The organism is Peribacillus sp. NPDC097295, assembly GCF_044761665.1.
Taxonomy (GTDB): domain Bacteria; phylum Bacillota; class Bacilli; order Bacillales; family DSM-1321; genus Peribacillus.
Genome location: NZ_JBIWCW010000004.1, coordinates 260,256 through 279,437 on the forward strand (window position 1 = coordinate 260,256; position 19,182 = coordinate 279,437).

At 41.6% G+C, this 19,182-nt stretch carries 17 protein-coding genes; 1 reads left to right on the top strand and 16 read right to left on the bottom strand.

What is annotated here, in order from left to right:
- Nucleotides 1–184: 184 nt before the first annotated feature.
- Nucleotides 185–1,732 carry an acyl-CoA carboxylase subunit beta gene (locus ACIQXN_RS09890; RefSeq protein ID WP_402965630.1) on the bottom strand — a complete coding sequence of 516 codons (1,548 nt, stop codon included), beginning with the start codon at nt 1,730–1,732 and terminating at the stop codon, nt 185–187.
- Entirely contained in the window at nt 1,732–2,154 is a 423-nt protein-coding gene (gene mce, locus ACIQXN_RS09895; protein ID WP_402965633.1) for a methylmalonyl-CoA epimerase, read from the bottom strand. Before mce ends, ACIQXN_RS09890 begins: the two co-directional genes overlap by 1 nt.
- Before the next feature lie 169 nt (nt 2,155–2,323).
- Between mce and prli42 the strand changes: the two genes are divergently transcribed.
- Nucleotides 2,324–2,419 carry a stressosome-associated protein Prli42 gene (gene prli42, locus ACIQXN_RS09900; protein WP_402965636.1) on the top strand — a complete coding sequence of 32 codons (96 nt, stop codon included), beginning with the start codon at nt 2,324–2,326 and terminating at the stop codon, nt 2,417–2,419.
- A 37-nt stretch (nt 2,420–2,456) separates the two neighbouring features.
- On the opposite strand, the gene ACIQXN_RS09905 is transcribed toward prli42, so the two are convergent.
- The 14 genes from ACIQXN_RS09905 to bcd form a co-directional block, all read right to left on the bottom strand.
- On the bottom strand, nt 2,457–2,972 hold the full coding sequence (locus ACIQXN_RS09905) for a L,D-transpeptidase (protein ID WP_402965639.1): 516 nt from the start codon (nt 2,970–2,972) through the stop codon (nt 2,457–2,459).
- 31 nt (nt 2,973–3,003) lie between these two features.
- Nucleotides 3,004–3,993, bottom strand: a complete 990-nt coding sequence (locus tag ACIQXN_RS09910; protein ID WP_402965642.1) for an aromatic acid exporter family protein — start codon at nt 3,991–3,993, stop codon at nt 3,004–3,006.
- Nucleotides 3,994–4,184: 191 nt separating this feature from the next.
- The gene (locus ACIQXN_RS09915; protein WP_402965645.1) at nt 4,185–4,907 is read right to left on the bottom strand and encodes an amino acid ABC transporter ATP-binding protein; all 723 of its coding nucleotides are present in this window, start codon (nt 4,905–4,907) and stop codon (nt 4,185–4,187) included.
- The gene (locus ACIQXN_RS09920; RefSeq protein WP_402965648.1) at nt 4,900–5,559 is read right to left on the bottom strand and encodes an amino acid ABC transporter permease; all 660 of its coding nucleotides are present in this window, start codon (nt 5,557–5,559) and stop codon (nt 4,900–4,902) included. Before ACIQXN_RS09920 ends, ACIQXN_RS09915 begins: the two co-directional genes overlap by 8 nt.
- 126 nt (nt 5,560–5,685) lie before the next feature.
- Complete coding sequence (locus tag ACIQXN_RS09925; RefSeq protein WP_402966092.1) at nt 5,686–6,489, bottom strand: transporter substrate-binding domain-containing protein; 804 nt, start codon at nt 6,487–6,489, stop codon at nt 5,686–5,688.
- A gap of 337 nt (nt 6,490–6,826) precedes the next feature.
- Nucleotides 6,827–7,264, bottom strand: a complete 438-nt coding sequence (locus tag ACIQXN_RS09930) for a BrxA/BrxB family bacilliredoxin (protein ID WP_402965651.1) — start codon at nt 7,262–7,264, stop codon at nt 6,827–6,829.
- Between the two features lie 165 nt (nt 7,265–7,429).
- Complete coding sequence (meaB, locus tag ACIQXN_RS09935; protein WP_402965654.1) at nt 7,430–8,557, bottom strand: methylmalonyl Co-A mutase-associated GTPase MeaB; 1,128 nt, start codon at nt 8,555–8,557, stop codon at nt 7,430–7,432.
- A complete protein-coding gene (scpA, locus tag ACIQXN_RS09940; protein WP_402965657.1) occupies nt 8,557–10,749 on the bottom strand; it encodes a methylmalonyl-CoA mutase in 2,193 nt (730 codons plus the stop codon). The genes meaB and scpA overlap by 1 nt, the downstream gene beginning before the upstream one ends.
- Nucleotides 10,750–10,751: 2 nt before the next feature.
- Entirely contained in the window at nt 10,752–12,632 is a 1,881-nt protein-coding gene (locus tag ACIQXN_RS09945; RefSeq protein ID WP_402965660.1) for a methylmalonyl-CoA mutase family protein, read from the bottom strand.
- 339 nt (nt 12,633–12,971) lie between these two features.
- On the bottom strand, nt 12,972–14,252 hold the full coding sequence (locus tag ACIQXN_RS09950) for a dihydrolipoamide acetyltransferase family protein (RefSeq protein ID WP_402965663.1): 1,281 nt from the start codon (nt 14,250–14,252) through the stop codon (nt 12,972–12,974).
- 26 nt (nt 14,253–14,278) lie between these two features.
- Nucleotides 14,279–15,262, bottom strand: a complete 984-nt coding sequence (locus tag ACIQXN_RS09955) for an alpha-ketoacid dehydrogenase subunit beta (protein WP_402965666.1) — start codon at nt 15,260–15,262, stop codon at nt 14,279–14,281.
- A 12-nt stretch (nt 15,263–15,274) separates the two neighbouring features.
- Complete coding sequence (locus ACIQXN_RS09960) at nt 15,275–16,270, bottom strand: thiamine pyrophosphate-dependent dehydrogenase E1 component subunit alpha (protein ID WP_402965669.1); 996 nt, start codon at nt 16,268–16,270, stop codon at nt 15,275–15,277.
- A 21-nt stretch (nt 16,271–16,291) separates the two neighbouring features.
- A complete protein-coding gene (gene lpdA, locus ACIQXN_RS09965; RefSeq protein ID WP_402965672.1) occupies nt 16,292–17,713 on the bottom strand; it encodes a dihydrolipoyl dehydrogenase in 1,422 nt (473 codons plus the stop codon).
- Between the two features lie 73 nt (nt 17,714–17,786).
- Nucleotides 17,787–18,884, bottom strand: coding sequence for a branched-chain amino acid dehydrogenase (gene bcd / locus ACIQXN_RS09970; protein WP_402965675.1), 1,098 nt, complete (start codon nt 18,882–18,884; stop codon nt 17,787–17,789).
- Nucleotides 18,885–19,182 lie beyond the last annotated feature (298 nt).

The window sequence follows — 19,182 nt, forward strand, 5'->3', positions numbered from 1 at the left end:
TTTCCTCTATAAGTATACTTCTAAAGCGGTTACCCGGCAAATAATCTGAAGGCAAGGACCCTTTTTAAAAAAAGGGCCTTAAGTTTGGAATGTTTCAAAGTGGACATCCCTAAAGAATCAAACTTCTCACTTCAAAAAAAGGAGCCCCAAATCGAATAGATTCCAAGCTCCTGCATAATGGCTATTACAACGGAATATTTCCGTGTTTTTTCCACGGACGTGACTCTTTTTTGTTCCGTAACATTTCAAGCGATTGAATGATTTTAATCCTAGTTTCACGAGGGTCAATAACGTCATCGACCATCCCAAGACTTGCGGCCACATATGGGTTTGCGAACTTCTCACGGTATTCTTCAATTTTCTCTTCACGTGTTGCTTCCGGATTTTCACTATTGGCAATTTCGCGGGCAAATATAATATTCGCAGCACCCGCTGAACCCATAACCGCAATTTCAGCATTTGGCCATGCAAACGTAAGGTCCGCACCGATGGATTTACTATTGAGAGCCACGTAAGCACCGCCATAGGCTTTACGAAGAATGATCGTTAATTTTGGAACGGTAGCTTCAGAATATGCATATAAAAGTTTGGCCCCATGACGGATAATCCCTCCATGTTCTTGTTTAACACCCGGGAAGAATCCAGAAACATCTTCAAAAGTGATTAATGGAATATTAAATGAATCACAGAATCGAATGAAACGGGCAGCTTTATCAGACGAATCGATATCCAGTCCACCAGCCAATACTTTTGGCTGGTTACAAATAAGACCCACCGATTTTCCTTTAATGCGTGCTAGACCAACCACTATATTCTTTGCGAAACCTGCTTGTACTTCCATGAATGAATTTTCATCAACAATTTGATCGACCACTTTTCGGACATCATATGGACGGATGCCTTCATACGGAACTATGTCCGTTAAGTCCGGACGATAGTCATCCTCATCTGTCGCTTCTAGAACCGGTGGCTTTTCTTGGTTATTTTGTGGCAGATAACTTAGAAGACGTTTAACATCAGCTAGAACCTCTTCCTCGGAAGTTCCCATAAAATGAGCATTACCGCTAACTGTATTATGTACCTTCGCTCCACCTAAACCTTCAGATGAAATTTTTTCGCCTGTCACGGTTTCGATGACTTTCGGTCCGGTAATGAACATCTGACTTGTTTTTTCAACCATGAATACAAAATCCGTAATGGCTGGTGAATAAACCGCTCCGCCCGCACAAGGTCCTAAAATGACTGAAATTTGCGGGATTACGCCAGAATATATCGAATTACGATAGAAAATTTGGCCATACCCATCAAGGGAAACTACCCCTTCCTGAATACGCGCTCCACCGGAATCGTTCAGACCGATGAATGGAGCACCATTTTCGGCAGCCAAATCCATGACATTGGCAATTTTCAGAGCATGCATTTCACCAAGCGCACCACCGAAAACGGTAAAGTCCTGCGAGAACAAATATATGTCACGGCCATTGACTTTCCCATAACCGGTAACTACTCCTTCACCTGGTCCTTCTGCCTTTTCCATACCAAAATTGGCATTACGGTGTTTGATAAAAGGATTCAGTTCAACGAATGTACCCTCATCCACAAGAAGCTCGATTCTTTCCCTCGCTGTAAGTTTTCCTTTTTCATGTTGCTTTTCAATTCTTTCGTCTCCACCGCCCATTTCTACCTTTCGGCGTCGATCGTATAAATCATTAATAGTTTCATAGATATCCATCAGTTCTCCTCCTCCTTTGATACAGTTCTTTCACAAAGTTCATATAGTACACCCGCCGTGGATTTTGGATGAATGAAAGCGACATCCGCATGATGTGCTCCCTTTCTTGATTTCTCATCGATCATCCGAAGACCGGATTCTTTTATCTCCTTAATCCGATCTTCTATTTGTTCTACACCCAAAGCCACATGGTGAATGCCCTCTCCTCGTTTTTCGATGAATTTCGCGATGGCGCTTTCAGGAGACAACGCTTCCAACAACTCTAAACGGGTATTCCCAGCTAGGATGAAAGCCACTTTAACACCTTGGCTTTCAACCGTTTCAATCCCTTCAAGTTCCAGTTTCAAAGTTTCGGTATAAAGCGGCAAGGCTTCCTCTAATGATTTAACAGCTATGCCGATATGATCGATATTTTTAATCATTTATTTTATCCCCCATGCTATGTACTAGTTTCACTCGATTGAATTTTCTATCAATTTATGATATAGCGATTTTAGATTCGGAATAATGAGAACATTGCACTTTTGCTTGTTTCTCCTATATATTCAAGTTAAAATGAAATTAATCATACTGTTTTGAGGAGAGAACATAATGAAAAATAAAAAAGTAAGAAAAGTTGTTGTCTATCTCATGCTTATCTCGATGTTATTGACGACCCTACTATCAGGAATCGCCTTTTTAATGTAATAAGCTTTAGGAGGGGAGCTATTTGCTTCCCTCTTTCTTATTTGATAGCCCCCATATTTTTGGCTATCGTTTTGAAACTTTCATTTGATAAGGTAATCAAAACCTTTGTTCCAATCGGGACTTTATCATACAACCGCTCCACATCGGATTTATGCATCCTTACACAGCCATTTGAAATGAATTTTCCGATAGATGATGGCTGATTCGTTCCATGTATCCCATAAATCCTGCCATCTGTATTCCTTGCATCAAAGCCAATCCATCTTGACCCAAGTGGATTTCTAGGATCCCCACCTGGAATATTTTTTTTTCGATAATAGGGATTAACCGCCTTTACCTTAACCGTAAATAGACCTTCCGGCGTCAATTCCTGACTTTTACCTGTTCCTACCGGCAAAATCTCTTGAACCTCATTGTCATCGATAAAAGCCAATTTATTATTGGCTTTATTAATTATAATAAAAGGCTCACCATGATTTACAGTTTGGGCATTGACCTGAGACGGCCATGCTGACACGACAAGCAAAAGCATTAAAGAAAGGACTCGTTTCATTTCTATCATTTCCTTTACTTTTTTGCTTAGTTTAAGCCAACGGCAGCTTTTTCATGCGATTATTACTCTCCTTGGGCAATCCTTTGAAAGAATGCTTTAGCCATAAATAACGTTCCATTTCCTTCATAAGCTGCAATAAAGCCGCCCTAGATTCAAACTCTTCCCGGGTCTGCGGGAGTTCCATCCCCTTAAAATATGCCTCCAGTTCTTCAAGTTTCTTCAGATAAAGGATAGCTGTATTTTGAGGATGAACATTTTCTGCCAAATCCTCTATAAAATCTGCCAATATGCCACTTTGCTTAACTACAAGAGGAATATTGGTGACTAAAGGGAGAATCCTTTCAATTATTTCAAACTGTTTTTCTCGCATTTTGAAATAATGATAATGAAGATCTTCTTCCCGAAGAAAATGATTTTCAACATCCTTGAAAGCAAGACTTTTGGCTTCATTAAGAAGGCTGGCTGTTTCTGTGATTTCCTTTCCATCCCATGAATGGTCATTATTCCGTAAATAGCGAACGACAGCCATTAAAATGCCACTGAAGTTAGTCTCTATTTCATCCTGGTAAGCAAATAATTTCTTTTCCACACTGGGCATGTATAGATTCATGATAAGTGCCACACCAACTCCAACCGCAATCAAAATCGTTTCATTCACCAGTAGAGAAAAGGTGATCTTCCCCGATCCATAGAGATGCAGGATGATAACACTGCTTGTGACTATTCCTTCGTTAACATTTAGGGCAACCGTAGTCGGTATGAATATAAGAAGGATCAGGCCGATTACAAGAGGATGGAAATCAATAAAGTGAAACAACAAAGTGGAATAAACCATAGCGATCAAACACGCTAAAAACCGATGCCAGGAGGCATAAACCGATTTCTTTTTTGTAACCTGTATACATAAGATCGTTATGATTCCTGCAGATGAGAAATTATCCAAACCAAGTAGTTGGGCAATAATAATCGCTATGGCAGTACCCAAAGCCGTTTTAATCGTTCTGTACCCGATTTTGAACATTGTTATGTATCACCTAGCTTCTTTCACTTCTATTATAATACTATCAGCTATCCCAATAATTTTACAGTCCTTTATGAAGGAAAATTCTAAATAATTAATAATTCCTTACGCCTATAATACATTATTTGGATAAAATAAAAAAGGTAACAAAAGTTACCTTTTTCAATCAAACGGTTCATATCATTTGGGTTCTATAGCACTTTTTGAAGAAAATCTTTGGCACGCTGGCTTTTCGGATTGGAAAAGAATTCTTCGGGTGCGCTTTCTTCAATAAGCAAGCCACCATCCAAGAATAGCACTCGATCGGCCACTTCTTTAGCAAATCCCATTTCATGCGTCACGATTAACATGGTCATACCTGTATTGGCGAGCGACTTCATAACATCCAATACTTCTTTTACCATTTCCGGATCAAGAGCTGAAGTCGGTTCATCAAAAAGCATGACTTCCGGATTCATGGCCAATGCACGCGCTATGGCCACCCTTTGTTTTTGCCCACCCGAAAGACGGTTAGGATAAGTCGTTTCCTTATCAGCCAGTCCAACTTTATTCAAAAGCTCACGTGCCTGTTTTACAGCTTCAGCTTTCGATAGCTTCTTCACCTTCATAGGGGCGTACGTCAAGTTCTCAAGCACTGTTTTATGGGGAAATAAATGAAAATGCTGAAATACCATCCCCACATTCTCGCGCACTTTCATAATATTAGTCTTTTTTTCCGTAATGTTTTGATCCTTGAACCAGATTTGGCCATCAGTAGGTGTTTCTAGCATATTTATACAACGGAGAAAAGTCGATTTTCCCGAACCAGAAGGGCCGATTATCGCCAAAACTTCACCCTGCCCAATTTCGGTACTGATTCCTTTCAGGACGTTAAGTTTGCCATAGTTTTTTTGAAGTTTATCTATTTTAATCACTGCGTCTCATTCTCCTTTCAATCACTTTGCCCAAGATGGTGAGAATCATGACCATCACATAATAAATGAGACCGGCAAATAATATCGGCTCGAAGAATTTATATGTTTCACCGCCGACAATATAAGAACGGCGCATGATGTCGCCTAATCCAATAATTGTTACAACAGCCGATTCCTTAGTCAAGGAAATCAATTCATTCACTAAAGATGGAAGAATGTTCTTGATGGCCTGTGGCAGGATGATATTCAACATCATACTTGAATATGGGACACCAAGAGCAAGCGCGGCTTCACGTTGACCTTTATCGACCGCTAGTATACCTCCCCTGATGATTTCTGAAATATATGCTGCAGAGTTTAAACCGAAAGCCAAGAAAGCAGCCTGAAACGCTTCTATTTGTATGCCTAAAATTTGGGGAGATCCAAAATAAATAAGCATCAATTGTAAAACTAATGGTGTACCACGGAATATCGATGTATAAAAGTCGGCAATCCAATTCAATGGTTTGATCCTGCTGATTTTCAGTATGGATAAAATTATCCCCAAAACAAAACCGATTACTGCCGCAACCGCTACAACTTTTAATGTAGTCGGTATTCCCTCCATGATATATGGAAGGGATGGCATAATCCTTTCAAAATCCAGATTCACTCCATTCATCCTCTCTTATAAAGACCTATAAAAGGCCTTCCTCATTCACTTTATACTCAATAAAGCGTGGAAAAACGCTCAGAAGGCATATCCTAACACTTCTGAACGTTTTCCCTTTTCTCTGTATTATTCAGTTTCACTGCCACCGAACCATTTCAAAATTAATTTTTCCATTTCACCATTATCCAACATTTTGTTCAGTTCAGCATTGAAATCTGCTGTTAAATCACTGCCCTTTTGGAATGCAATAGCGGAACCGGCGTCTTCTTCACCTGTTTCAATCTCATATCCTACTAAGTCCGGATTGTCTTTCAAATATCCTTTAGCAACTGTATCTTCAATAATCACGGCATCAAACCGTTTAGCAACCATTTCTTGAATGATTTCTGGAATGCGATTTCGTTTTTCAACCTTCAACCCGATATCTTTACTTTTATTTAGGTCAGTCGCCAATGTCTCTTGTATGGACGCAAGCTGTACACCAACCTTTTTCCCTTTTAAGTCTTCAACCGTTTTTATCTTACTACCTTTTGTCGTAATTATCATATTTTTAGCTGTATAATAAATATCACTAAAATCAACTGATTTCTCACGTTGTGGGGTTGGAGTCATTCCGGAGATAACAAAATCCACCGATTTATTTTCAAGAGCGGGTACAAGACTGTTAAAGTCAATGTCCTTCACTTGGACTTCATATCCTAAGTTCTTACCGATCGCCTTAGCAATATCCACATCAAATCCTTTGATTTCATCACTTTTGGATGTTTCAACATATTCAAACGGTGGATAATCCGCAGATGTTCCCATGACTAACACTTTTTTATCTTTATTACCTGATGTATTCTCTTCTTTTTTCTCTGAGGTTCCGCATGCTGCTAAAATACCTACTAGTAAAACAGAAGTAAGCAACAACGCTACCCGCTTTTTCAATTTCATCATTATTCCTCCAAAGTAGTTTTCACATCTTTTATGAGCAAAAGCTTAATTACGTTAAACATAAACTAGTATATTGAACTAATATTCATGCACCCATGTGTATTTTAACACATTCTTATAATTATTCAATAAGCATAATGAAAAAAATATTTTTTAGAATATTATTTTAACCAAATTCTAATATAATACTCTGTCTATATGAAGGAATACATATTAAGGAGCATCCCCCCATCCTTCCGATAGGTTTTCTATGCAAAATCACGAATAAAAAAACCCGCCTAATGGCGGGTTTTTTTGCATTTCCATATAACTTAATGTATAAGAAGTGGATTTATACTTCTTCACAATACTCATCGAAGTACCCTTGCAGTTTTTCAACTACAGACATTGGATGATGCCCTTCGATTTCATGTCGCTCAATCATGGTGATGATTTTTCCATCTTTAAGAAGTGCAAATGATGGAGAAGAAGGTGGATACCCCTCGAAATAATCACGGGCCGCTGCCGTCGCTTCTTTATCTTGACCTGCAAAAACAGTTACAAGCTGATCAGGACGTTTATCATTATGAATGGCATGTGCTGCAGCCGGTCTTGCAATTCCTCCAGCACATCCACAAACGGAATTGACCATAACAAGTGTCGTACCCTTTTGAGCCAGTACGTTTTCCACTTCCTCGGCAGTCGTCAGTTCTGTATATCCAGCAGTCTTAATCTCATCGCGAGCTTGTTTGACCACGTCATTCATTAAAAAATTGAAATCCATATTCATAATATAGAGCTCCTTCCAGGTTTTTCTCTTCCCCCCTTATCATAACAATTGATGAAGCCTGATTCAATAAATTTAATTGGCAACGGAACAGAAACCACCAAACTTCCAATCAATGGATGAAAACGGGAAGGTCTATATGCGTGTTCACTATCTCCAGTGCCGGCATCAATCCGGCTTTAAGGAATTCGAGAATGATTGAAATGCTTGTTGGACAGCCTTTGTTACCGTCTTATTACCGGACATCACTTCATTTTCAAGCTGGGGAAGTAGACCTTTGACCGTTTCATTTTTATAAAACATCTTTTTAAGCTGATGATCTATTAAAGAATGGAGCCATTCTTTAGATTGCATCCTTCTCCGTTCATGAAAGACACCGGATTGCTTTGTTGTTAAAGAAAATTCCTGTAATACATCCCAGATTTCAGGAATCCCTTTTCCTGTGACAGAAGAGCACGTATACGCTTTTCCAGCCCAACCCTTTGTGGCAGGTTGAAGGAAATGAAGAATTCGACTGTATTCCGATCTGGTCCTCATCGCAAGCGGAATGTTTTCACCGTCTGCTTTATTGACTACTATACCATCCACAAGTTCCATGATCCCTTTTTTCATGCCCTGCAATTCATCTCCTGCTCCTGTGAGCACCAGCAACATGAAAAAGTCGACCATACTTCGAACAATCGCTTCACTCTGGCCTACACCTACCGTTTCAATCAAAATCACATCAAATCCGGCCGCTTCACATAGTAACATCGTTTCCCTTGTTTTTCGATGCACTCCACCCAAGGTTCCTTCTGATGGGGAAGGACGGATAAAAGCATGGGGATTCCGGGCCAGTTCTTCCATCCTCGTCTTGTCCCCAAGTATGCTCCCTCCATTAACCGAGGAACTGGGGTCGACTGCGAGTACCGCAACCTTATATCCCTTATCACATAAATAGGTTCCAAACGTTTCGATAAAGGTGCTTTTACCAGCTCCGGGAACACCCGAGATGCCGATGCGAAGCGAAGAACCGGTATGAGGAAGGATGGAATGCAAAAGTTCTTGTGCCATTTCGAAATGATGTTCGGCATTGCTTTCTACTAATGTAATACCTTTAGCAAGCTTTGCCCTCACTCCCGTTATGATTCCATCTTTCAGGTCAGGAATAGAAATACGCGTATTTTGCTTTTTGACAAATCTACTTTTTGAAGCTTTATTGTGGCCTGACTCCAATTCCACACCTGGTTTCAATGAAGAAGCAAAACCATCCTGATTATTAAGATCGACCCATGCCGGCTTCTTATCTTCTGTCATTACTGAGCCACTTCCTCATAACCGAGGCGGTGGTATATTTCCTGAAGTACTTTTTTGGCTGCCTGTGGGATGACGGTTCCAGGTCCGAAAATCGCCGTCGCGCCGTTTTGCATTAAGTAATCATAATCTTGTGCCGGGATAACCCCACCGACAATGACGATAATGTCTTCCCGGCCCAACTTTTTCAATTCTGCCATCAATTGTGGCAATAATGTTTTGTGGCCGGCAGCTAGCGAACTCATACCTACAACATGCACATCGTTCTCCACAGCCTGAAGAGCGGTTTCCTCTGGCGTTTGGAATAATGGTCCAATATCAACGTCGTATCCCAGGTCAGCAAATCCTGTACCTACCACTTTAGATCCGCGATCATGACCGTCCTGACCCATCTTGGCCATCAATAAACGAGGTCTTCTGCCTTCATTTTCAAGGAATTCATCAGTCATCGCGATGACTTCCTCAATTTCCGCTTCTTTTGAATAAGCTGAGCTATAAACACCGCTAATAGAACGGATTGTAGCTTTATGACGTCCAGCGACTTCTTCAATTGCATCCGAAATTTCCCCGAGTGACGCACGGACTCGAGCTGCTTGTACAGCCAGTTCTAGCAAGTTCCCGTCACCCGTTCTTGCAGCTTGTGTCAATGCCTGGAGTGCTTCATCTACTTTCGCTTGATTTCTTTTTCCTTTAAGAATGCTCAACCGCTTAAGTTGACTTTCACGAACGGCGGTATTATCAATCTCCAAGATTTCGATCGCATCTTCCTTTTTCAATCGGTATTTATTCACGCCGACGATGGTTTCGTCCTTAGAATCGATTTTTGCCTGACGTTTTGCCGCAGCCTCCTCAATCCTCATTTTTGGAAGACCTGTTTCAATCGCTTTCGCCATGCCCCCGAGTCCTTCAATCTCCTCAATATGGGACCAAGCCCGAGCAATCAGTTCATTTGTTAATGATTCGACGTAGTATGAACCTGCCCATGGATCAATGACCTTTGTAATACCCGTTTCCTCCTGAAGGTATAGCTGGGTATTACGAGCAATACGTGCGGAGAAATCGGTTGGAAGGGCAATCGCCTCATCCAATGCGTTTGTATGCAACGATTGTGTATGGCCGAGTGCAGCCGCATGTGCCTCGATCAGTGTACGTGCCACATTATTAAATGGGTCTTGTTCAGAAAGGCTCCATCCCGATGTTTGGGAGTGGGTCCTCAAGGCCATCGCTTTCTTATTCTTCGGTTCGAATTGTTTCATGAGTTTTGACCAGATGAACCGGCCCGCTCTCATCTTTGCCACTTCCATAAAGTAATTCATTCCAACAGCCCAGAAGAACGACAAACGTGGGGCAAATTTATCAATATCGATACTGGCTTTCATTCCTGTTCTCGCATACTCCAGGCCATCCGCCAACGTATAAGCAAGCTCGATATCCGCAGGCGCCCCCGCTTCCTGTAAGTGATAACCAGATATAGAAATGGAATTGAATTTAGGCATATACTTGGACGTATACTCAAATATATCAGCTATGATCTTCATCGACATCTCAGGTGGATAGATATACGTATTCCGGACCATGTATTCCTTTAAAATATCATTTTGAATGGTTCCAGAAAGCTTATCCTGAGTGACACCCTGCTCTTCGGCTGTAACGATATAAAAAGCTAGAATGGGTAAGACGGCTCCATTCATTGTCATCGATACCGACATTTGATCCAGTGGGATTCCATCAAATAAGACTTTCATATCTAGAATAGAGTCTATCGCTACCCCGGCCTTACCAACATCCCCTACAACACGCGGGTGATCTGAATCGTAACCACGGTGTGTGGCTAAATCGAAAGCCACCGAGAGACCCTTTTGACCCATTGCTAAATTCCGGCGGTAAAACGCGTTGGATTCTTCTGCAGTAGAGAATCCTGCATATTGACGAACCGTCCACGGTCGGTTAACGTACATCGACGGATATGGTCCCCTTGTATATGGAGCAATCCCTGGTACACTGTCCATATGCTCCAGATTTTGATTGTCTTCTTTCGTATAAAGGGGCTTAACCTTTATTTGTTCATTCGTGTCGAATAGAAGGTCATCAATATTTTGTTCAACTGCCGCTTCTGCTTCTTTTTTCCATACTTCTACTGTTCCTTTAGACTCAGCTTTAGCTGGATTTATGGTAGAGAAATTTGGTTTTTTCATTGTTAGTTCACCCCTAGCTCTTGTAGTAGTTCGGTCAAGATTGCCACAACATTCGTTTTGACATGGATAAAGTTCCCCACTCCAGCTTTTAGCAAAACGCTCTCTAATTCCCCTGGCTGCTTACCTGCAACATATAGTTTGGTATCGGGGGATTGCCGCTTAATTTCCTTGACGATAGCTTCTGCCTTATCCGCATAATCCGAATCGCTTCCACATATGCAATAAATGGATAGTTGGCTATCAGCTATGTAATCGACCGCTTCCTGACTAGTTTGGCAACCTGTACTTTCATCCGTCTCAATTCCACCGGCTGCAACAAGACCTTTGACAAAATCTGCACGAGGCTTATATGATTTAAGTTCATTTAGGTTAATTAGACCGATTTTTGGGGTAATCCCGTCATTTTTCTTACACTCTTCACTTCGTAACCTTAACTGCTCAAATTGAGATGATATGCGTTGTAATTTGATTGGCGTAATAGCCAATGGCTCCTCCACAACCATATACGACTCCTGTTTTTCATAGGTGGATCCTGTGGTGATTTTATCTGTAGGGTTCGGGTAAACATTGGTGCCGATGATACTTTCTTTCCTTAATGCTGCATTTTGGATCCTTGCTTGATAAACTTCTGCTAGGTCTGCTTGCAAAGCACCGTGCTTAATGGCCTCTAGAATGCCACCTGCCTCCTCAATTTCAAGGAACTTCGTCCATGCTTTTTCCGCCAGCTCATCTGTCAATTGCTCTACATACCAAGAGCCCCCAGCGGGATCAACCACTGTTGTAATATTCGTTTCTTCTTTAAGAATTAAATGTGTATTTCGCGCAATTCTTTCCGATAATTCATTGAACGCTCCAGAAGCGTGATTAAATGGATGGATCTGCAAATATTGAATCCCTCCGATTGCCGCAGCAAATGCTTGATTTGTGGTACGCAGAATATTCACATGTTGATCATAAAGCGTTTCTGTCAATTCAGAAGTAACGGCATGTATCGTCATTTTAAAATAGGCGGAATCTTCCTCAAACGCTTCCGCTAGACCTGCCCAAAGTCTTCTAGCTGCTCGTAGCTTCGCAATTGACATAAAGTAATTTGAATCCACAGCAAAAGAAAACACGATTTTTTCAGCAATATCCCGTATGGAAAGTCCTTGTTTTTGCCCTTCCAATACATATTGGACAGCTACAGCCAATCCATAGGCAAGCTCTTGTACCGCATTGGCTCCTCCATTATGAAAAATAGCTGTGTTGACAAGAACCGACTTTAAATCTGGACCAACTTGTTGATAATCTTGAATCGTTTGGGCCCATTCTGCAAAATACTTTTCTATATCTTCGGGAAGTTGACCACGGACCAACCATTCTGCAATCGGATCTTCTGCAAGAACACCTGTCATCTGTGCATCTTGTTGATTTGCAACAGCTTTGAATTGAGGAAGTAGTTCTTTTTGTTTCCCTTTTAGATCAATGAAAACAGGAAGTTCCTTTAATGGTATGTTATTAAAAAGGTTTGCAGCCCTAGCTCCTTCAGCAAGTAACTGCACTGGATAGACGACAATGTTTTGGCCTCGTTCCAACGCGACAAGCATCTTTTCATTTGCCTCTTCGGCCGTGACACCGCTTACAGGTTGAACGACAAGCCAAGGTTTCTCGTAATAACCCGTTGGAGTAATTCCACGGGTGAAGGGTGCAAATCCGGGAAGCTCAGCTTTTGTATTTGCTGAACTAGCTACTTCGGTATAGAGGGGATGTAGGGTAATGCCTTCATATGTATTCGTTTTTAATGTTTCTACACTTTTGCCTTTTAAACTAGTTTCTGCCGCTTCCTTCCACTCATCTAATGATGGTTTTGGAAAGGATATGTTCTTTACATCTTTCAAATCCATTTGTATCGCTCCCTTATATTTTGCTACCTAATGGTTCAATTATACGGAGACCGAACGCTCAGACCATCACATAAGAAAAACACTCTCCGATCTATTACTATCATTCTATCATAATATTCTTATAATTTAAGAAAATAACGGAGCCCTCTTAAAAAATCCATATAATTGATAGAAAATCAGCTTTTCTTTTTACGAGTAGTGCTTGCCTCTATAAAATAATAACAAAAATATGGATATCGTGACTATTTTCTAAATACGCTTATATCTTTGCCCATAATCAGTTATAGAGGCACAGAAAAAAAGGAAGTACCTTTGCGGATACCTCCTTCTTTTTCCCCATTAATAAACCGATGTATTGTCCGCTGATATCTTTTCAATGATTTCTTTTACCCTTGCTAAGAATCGGCCGCATACTAGACCATCCAATACGCGGTGATCGAGTGATAAACAAAGGTTGACCATATCCCGAACAGCAATCATGTCATTGATAACCACTGGCCTTTTTACAATGGTCTCCACTTGGATGATGGCTGCCTGGGGATAATTGATAATTCCCATGGACTGAACGGAACCAAATGAACCTGTGTTATTGACAGTGAACGTACCACCCTGCATATCCTCAGACTTTAATTTCCCTTTTTTCACCTTTAAGGCCAATTCGTTTATTTCCCTTGCGATTCCTTTAATCGATTTCTCATCGGCATTTTTTATGACAGGAACAAATAGGGCATCTTCCGTTGCAACGGCGATTGAAATATTGATTTCTTTCTTTTGGATAATTTTATCGCCTGCCCACATGGAGTTGATTTGAGGGAACTCAGTAAGTGCCTGAGCAATCGCTTTAACAAAGAAGGCAAAATAAGTTAAATTATATCCTTCTTTTTGTTTAAATTCAGATTTAAGTGTATCCCGGAGTTTAACCATATTCGTTGCATCGACTTCGACCATCGTCCAGGCATGTGGAATCTCATGCTTACTTTTCAACATATTCGATGCAATTGCTTTCCGTACCCCTGTGACAGGTATTTCTCTATCCCCAACCATGGTAGGAATCATGGATTCTTTATTTTCTTTTATAGGCAATGGAGGAACAGGAATAGGCTCTTTTCCCTTGTTCTCGGTTCGCTCCTGAGCAATTACCGGTTTAGGGAGATTACCTGAATCAATGAGTTTCAGCAAGTCTTTACGTGTAATTCTGCCTTCGTTCCCCATTCCCTTCACTTGAGATAGGTCAATATCATGCTCCTGGGAGAGCTTCAAGACAGCGGGTGAAAACCGAGCCTTACTCGATAATTCGGCCGCTGGTTTAACCTTAGTAGTTTCTATGTTATCATTTCTCTCTTGGTCGATATCTTCTTCCACTTCCTTGGGCATAGTCGACTCCACCTCAATGGAGCATATGACTTCCCCTACAGCTAGCGTTTGATTCTCATCTGCCTTTAATTCTTTAACGACCCCTGTGAAGGAAGAAGGAACTTCAGCGTTTACTTTATCCGTCATCACTTCAGCAAGTGGATCATACTTCGTGACGTGATCACCCGGTTGAACAAGCCATTTGCTGATTGTTCCTTCCGTAACGCTTTCACCAAGCTGGGGCATTTTCATTTGTTCTATCGCCATCATTCAAACCTCCTTCTTATCAATCATCAATATTCAGCTAGTTCTCTCATCGCCTTCTCCACCTTATCGGGTGTGACCATAAAATGCTTTTCCATTGTAGGAGCATAAGGCATGGCAGGGATATCAGGACCAGCCAACCTCTTGATGGGGGCATCCAAATCAAATAAGCAGTGCTCGGCAATGATGGCTGCAACCTCACTCATTATGCTACCTTCTTTATTATCTTCCGTAACAAGCAGGACCTTGCCTGTTTTGGAGGCCGCTTCCATGATCGCTTCCTTATCTAACGGATATACGGTGCGCAAATCTAAAATATGCGCCGAGATACCATCCATTGCTAATTTTTCCGCTGCCTGGAGTGCAAAATGCACACAAAGACCATAGGTTATGACCGTAATGTCCTCTCCCTCTCTTTTCACATCCGCTTTGCCGATTGGAAGCACATAATCATCCGCCGGCACTTCGCCTTTAATCAAACGGTATGCACGCTTATGCTCGAAGAAAAGCACAGGATCTTCATCGCGAATGGCCGCCTTAAGCAAACCCTTTACATCATATGGAGTGGAAGGCATCACGATTTTCAGGCCTGGTTGATTCGCGAACATTGCCTCGACAGATTGGGAATGATATAGGGCACCATGGACCCCGCCACCATAAGGAGCGCGTATGACCATTGGACAGTTCCAATCATTATTGGAACGATAGCGGATTTTTGCCGCTTCGGATACGATTTGGTTAACCGCTGGCATGATAAAATCAGCAAATTGGATTTCAGCAATCGGACGGAGTCCATACATGGCAGCTCCAATGCCCACACCAGCTATCGCCGACTCTGCAAGTGGCGTGTCTAGGACCCTTGCTTCTCCAAATTGTTCATATAATCCATTTGTCGCTTTAAAGACTCCGCCTTTTTTCCCAACGTCCTCCCCCAAAATGAATACACGCGAATCTCTCTCCATCTCTTCTCTCATTGCCATCGTTACCGCATCTATATAAGAAATCACTGCCATCTTTTTCCCCCCTTACTTTTGTTCATAAACATGATCCATAGCGCTCTCCGCTTTAGGATATGGTGCAAGCTCTGCATAATCTGTTGCTTCGTTCACTATTTTCATCACATCATCATTAAGTTGTTTTTCCAGGTTTTCATCCATGATACCCGTTTCCTTTAAGTACGCACCAAAAGTTCTGATGGAATCTTTTGTTTTCGCTTCTGCCACTTCTTCCGCTTCACGATAACTACGGTCGTCATCATCACTTGAATGGGGAGTGAGCCTATATGAAACGGTTTCAATTAAAGTAGGACCTTCTCCTCTACGGGCACGATCAGCTGCTTCTTTCACAGCTTTATAAACCTCCAACGGGTCATTGCCATCCACCGTAATACCAGGCATCCCATAACCAATAGCCCGATCGGAGACTTTTTCACAGGAAAGCTGTTTCGATATAGGTACAGAAATTGCATATTGGTTATTTTCACACATAAAGATGACAGGAAGCTTGTGAACACCTGCAAAATTGGCACCTTCATGAAAATCACCTTGATTCGAGGATCCTTCTCCGAACGTGACGAATGTAACCAAGTCCTTCCCCTCCATTTTGCCTGCAAGGGCGATGCCTACTGCGTGCGGTACCTGTGTAGTGACAGGTGAAGAACCAGTAACGATTCGGTTTTTCTTTTGTCCGAAATGACCTGGCATTTGTCTTCCTCCTGAATTGGGATCTTCCGCTTTAGCAAATCCGGAAAGCATTAATTCTTTTGCAGTCATTCCAAAAGACAACACCACACCAACATCCCTATAATAGGGTAATGCGTAATCCTTTTCCCGATCCAAGGCAAAAGAAGCCCCGACTTGTGCAGCTTCCTGCCCCTGACAAGAAATCACAAAGGGAATTTTCCCGGAACGGTTCAAGAGCCACATCCGTTCATCCATCCTACGGGACAACAGCATTGTCCGGTACATATCTAAAACAGTTTCATCATTTAAGCCCAATTGTTGATGACGTGTTTCTGCCATTATCAAAAAACCTCCTCCTTTTTATGAGTGAATGGCAAGGCCATCCACCGCGAGAGCTGCCTCCCCTATTGCTTCAGAAAGACTTGGGTGGGGGTGAATCGTGTTTGCCACTTCCCAAGGTGTGGCATCGAGCACTTTCGCCAAGCCTGCTTCGGAAATCATGTCTGTTACATGTGGACCGATCATATGGATACCAAGAATATCATTCGTTTTTTTATCTGAGATAATTTTGACAAAGCCGTCTGTTTCCCCAAAAACAAGCGCTTTACCTACCGCCCGGAACGGGAACTTTCCGATTTTCAACTCGTATCCATCCTTTTTTGCTTGTTCTTCTGTCAGGCCAACACTTGCTGCTTCGGGACTGGAATAAATGCATTTCGAAATAAGCGAATAATCTATCTCTTTCGGCTTTTCCCCTGCAATATGTTCAACGGCTGCCAATCCTTCATGGGAAGCGACATGGGCAAGCTGCAATCCCCCAATGCAATCACCAATGGCGTACATGTGTGTCTCTTTCGTTTGGAAAAACTCATTTGTCACTATGAATCCATTCTCTATGACGATCTCAGTATTATCAAGCCCAATCGATTCAAGATTTGCCGTTCTCCCAACAGATATCAACAGTTTATCCGCCTTGAATTCCTCGACTGTTCCGTTTACTTCTGCACAAATATACACTGATTTATCTTTTTTCAGGGTCTCTGGCAACACTTTAGCCCCTGTATAAAAAGCAATACCCTTTTTCTTTAATATCCGAAGCATTTCATCAGAAACCTCATGATCTTCGGTTGGAATGATTTTATCTGCGTACTCAAGTACCGTTACTTCCACCCCAAAATCATTTAACATCGAGGCCCATTCCACACCTATAACGCCGCCTCCGACTATGATCATCGATTTTGGCAAACTATCCAACTGAAGCGCTTCATCGGAAGTTAGGACGAATTCGCCATCTACCGCTAAACCTGGTAATGACTTTGGACGGGAGCCCGTAGCGATGATGATATTCTGTGGAATCAGCATTTCATTTTCACTGCCATCATTCATTTCCACAGAAATTGTTCCAGGTATCGGTGAAAATATAGAGGGTCCAAGTATACGGCCTATCCCTTCATACACTGCGATTTTCCCTTGCTTCATTAAGTGCTGAACCCCTCTATACAACTGATCGACAACTTTATTTTTCCGCTCCTGCACCTTTTTGAAATCAACATTCACATTTGACGTGAAGACACCGAATTCTTCACTTTTTAATGCGGTTTGATAAACCTCTGCGCTTCTTAAAAGCGCTTTAGAGGGAATGCATCCTTTATGTAAACATGTCCCGCCTAATTTTCCTTTTTCCACAATAGCGGTTTTCAAACCGAGTTGTGCTGCCCGGATTGCGGCAACATATCCACCGGTTCCTCCGCCAAGAATGACAAGATCGTATTCTTCAGCCATGCCCATTCCTCCAGTTGGAAATTCCTGTGTTCATCTTGAATCACAGGAATTTCATGTTGTTTTATATATTGTATCATTTTCGTCGATTCAAGATATGTTTCTCATCACGTAAAAATTGACTTCTTGAGTTGCGCATTCTTTCAATCCGTTCCTCTGCCATTCGATCTGCTGCTTTATATGTCGGGATTTTATCGCGTTTCGCAATGTCAATGACCCTTTCAATGTTATCATAAACACCTTCTACTTTTTTCATCGCTCTTTCCCGATTATACCCTTTAAGTTCATCTGCAACATTAATGACCCCGCCCGCGTTTATAACATAATCCGGAGCATAAATTATGCCTCTTTCATGTATTTGATCACCATGAATGGGCTCCTTCAACTGGTTATTGGCTGCACCAGCAATCACCTTTGCCTTGATTTTGCTTATCGTTACATCATTTATGACGGCACCTAATGCACACGGTGCATAAATGTCACAGTCCACCCCATATATTTCATCTGGATTCACCGCTTTAGCACCGAATGTCTCAACAGCCCGATTTACACTCTCTTTATTAATATCAGTGACGATGAGCTTAGCCCCTTCTTCATGCAGATGGCGGCATAGGTTATACGCGACATTACCAACCCCCTGGACTGCAATTACTTTCCCTTCCAAGGAATCGTTCCCGAAAGCTTCTTTTGCCGCAGCTTTCATACCACGGTATACGCCATAAGCGGTAACAGGAGATGGATTACCCGATGAACCAAATTCAGGAGAAATTCCTGTGACATAATCCGTCTCTTCATGAATGAGATCCATATCCTCTACTGTTGTTCCTACATCCTCAGCTGTGATATACCGACCATTCAAACCTTGGATGTACCTTCCGAACGCCCTGAACATTTCTTCGTTTTTATCTTTACGGGGATCCCCGATAATGACGGTTTTTCCTCCCCCTAGATTCAAGCCGGCAGCCGCATTTTTATAGGTCATACCCTTTGACAGCCTAAGAGCATCTTCGATAGCTTCTTCTTCTGAAGCATACGTCCACATTCGCGTGCCTCCAAGGGCTGGGCCCAGAGTCGTATCATGTATCGCGATGATTGCTTTTAGACCTGATTGTTTATCTTGGCAAAATAATAATTGCTCATAGTCATATCGTTCTAAATAATTAAAAATTTCCATAAAGGAATCCCCCTTAGATGTTTTCATGCTAGACAGATAAAGAGAGGCTGAACTATGAATCCCCATTCTTTTCTGTTAAGCCGTCTTTTTGAATGATGTTCTATTGCCACCATGTTAGTTTTCAGTTTCAAAAATGGTTACCTAGAAAAAATATTTTTCCAATTACTAACATGCAAAATTCATGCCAAAAAAACAAAGACTAATGGAAAATTAGCAAAGTGGGATTGATTCCAGGAACTAAACGGGTATCAGGCAAGGACTCCCTCGTTTGAAATTTTTAAATGAATCCAATAATTTC